This window comes from Microcoleus sp., assembly GCF_049646505.1.
GTDB lineage: Bacteria > Cyanobacteriota > Cyanobacteriia > Cyanobacteriales > Microcoleaceae > Microcoleus.
This window is the reverse complement of record NZ_JBARVX010000210.1, coordinates 1-1,589: the sequence shown is the minus strand read 5'-3', so window position 1 is coordinate 1,589 and position 1,589 is coordinate 1. Positions and strand designations below refer to the sequence as shown.

4 protein-coding genes are annotated in these 1,589 nt (G+C 39.4%); all 4 read left to right on the top strand.

What is annotated here, in order from left to right; translation table 11 throughout:
- The first annotated feature begins 271 nt into the window (after nucleotides 1-271).
- Nucleotides 272-478 carry a hypothetical protein gene (locus WBA89_RS11360; RefSeq protein WP_424406417.1) on the top strand — a complete coding sequence of 69 codons (207 nt, stop codon included), beginning with the start codon at nucleotides 272-274 and terminating at the stop codon, nucleotides 476-478.
- Between the two features lie 21 nt (nucleotides 479-499).
- The gene (locus tag WBA89_RS11355; RefSeq protein WP_193975235.1) at nucleotides 500-718 is read left to right on the top strand and encodes a hypothetical protein; all 219 of its coding nucleotides are present in this window, start codon (nucleotides 500-502) and stop codon (nucleotides 716-718) included.
- Nucleotides 718-1,089: a hypothetical protein gene (locus WBA89_RS11350; protein WP_193975236.1), complete on the top strand. Its 372-nt coding sequence runs from the start codon at nucleotides 718-720 to the stop codon at nucleotides 1,087-1,089. Before WBA89_RS11355 ends, WBA89_RS11350 begins: the two co-directional genes overlap by 1 nt.
- A 161-nt stretch (nucleotides 1,090-1,250) precedes the next feature.
- A complete protein-coding gene (locus WBA89_RS11345) occupies nucleotides 1,251-1,481 on the top strand; it encodes a hypothetical protein (RefSeq protein ID WP_424406415.1) in 231 nt (76 codons plus the stop codon).
- Nucleotides 1,482-1,589: the final 108 nt, after the last annotated feature.

Genomic DNA, 1,589 nt, shown 5'->3' with positions numbered 1-1,589 from the left:
GTGCCGATCGCCATTGTATCTCTCGGTGCGAGCCGCGACCAAACTATTATTGTCGAAGACCCCATTCACGGCCCAAAGCGGGGATTGTTGTCCGTTGATGGTACGCCAGCCTGATGTTGCCTTTATTAAAATACATTGTGGGTATCAACAAATCATACTCAAAGCTTTTGGCAATCTCGCCGCTACCTACTTAGTTTAAGGTTCCAGCAGATTTAGTGCACTTGACCCACGGCGAGGTCAAATGTATCCTTATTTACAGGGAGTCAAGTAAATGACTGACGAGGATGAACTGATAGCACGGCTAGAAGTTCACAGAGATATGATTGGATGGCTTATAATGGAATTAAGCAAAGAAGGAATACAAGCCAAAAGAACAACCGGAAATAATCCCAAAGGTGATATTTTGATAGTCAACCATCAGGATGTTCCGCGAGTTAAACAGTTACTCCGCAATTGGCAAATAGAATTCAATAATTAATTTATAAAAACAATAACAATAATGAATGAACCGCATATTGAAATCAAAGCCTGGAAAAATAAAAAAATAGATTCCACAAAAGCTAAGGAAATATGTCAAAAAAGAACTGTAATTGGAGTTATTACCACAGGGGGAATTACTAAACCAGCTAAGGTTGTATTCGACAAAGCAGATGTAGCTTGGGTAGAAAATTTTCCAGAGAGTAAGTTGTTGAATCAGGAAGGTCAGGAGGAAAGCTAATGTTAGACATGATTTTTTATGCCTTCAAAACTAATCAGCCACCCCACTATGTCGGAATGTCTGAAGACTTTTATGGGTGGTTGGCAAAATCAGAATTTTCCAAAATTGGCAAATCTGTCCCCAGAAATATTTTGATAGATGAAGAAGAGGAGAAGCTACCTGTAGTTGAGTTAGATCGAGATATTCGCCAGAAGCTCAGAAATTTTTTCAGAGATGCAATTATCTGCGAAAGCGATACTGTCCTCACTAAGCTGGGAGATTCCCCTCTCAAAGAAGAATATCAAGCAGCAACCTACCGTTTGAGGAAATTGCTGGACTTGCTAAAATGTGTTGAAAATCAAGATTATCAGTATCTTCAGCGAGTCCTTTGACAAGCGAATTTCAAAGGTGATACCCGCCACGTGATTTATCCGTGGAATCAATCCAAAATCTAAAATCCTCAATCCCCCGAATTTATCCGTGGGGTCGCCTCCAAAATCTAAAATCTAAAATCGAACGAGTTTCTAGATGTTTAGTAGCAGGAGTAATCCCCATGTTTGACATCAGTTTTTATTCAGCCAATGGTGAACCGTCCGATAGTGTAAGAATAACAGCAGCTACTTACGAGTGGTTAGCAAAATCAGCATTTTCAAAAATAGGTGGCGAATCAATCGAAACCCAAATTTACCTAGATGAAGAAAATGTAATTCTGCCTTTAGTTGAATTAAATCAAGATATTCGCTCCTCAGTTCAAGAAAATTTTCAGCGAAGCAATCATCAGTGAAAGCGATGCAGTTCTTACTAAACTAGGAGATAGCCCTTCCAAAGAAGAGTATCAATTAGGAACGTACCGTCTGAGAAAAATGCTGGAATTGCTGAAGTGTGTGGAAAA

Excerpts from the sequence above, each read along its gene's own strand:
- WBA89_RS11355 (WP_193975235.1), top strand. The coding sequence starts at position 500 with ATGAATGAACCGCATATTGAAATCAAAGCCTGGAAAAATAAAAAAATA.
- WBA89_RS11360 (WP_424406417.1), top strand. The coding sequence starts at position 272 with ATGACTGACGAGGATGAACTGATAGCACGGCTAGAAGTTCACAGAGAT.
- WBA89_RS11345 (WP_424406415.1), top strand. The coding sequence starts at position 1,251 with ATGTTTGACATCAGTTTTTATTCAGCCAATGGTGAACCGTCCGATAGT.
- WBA89_RS11350 (WP_193975236.1), top strand. The coding sequence starts at position 718 with ATGTTAGACATGATTTTTTATGCCTTCAAAACTAATCAGCCACCCCAC.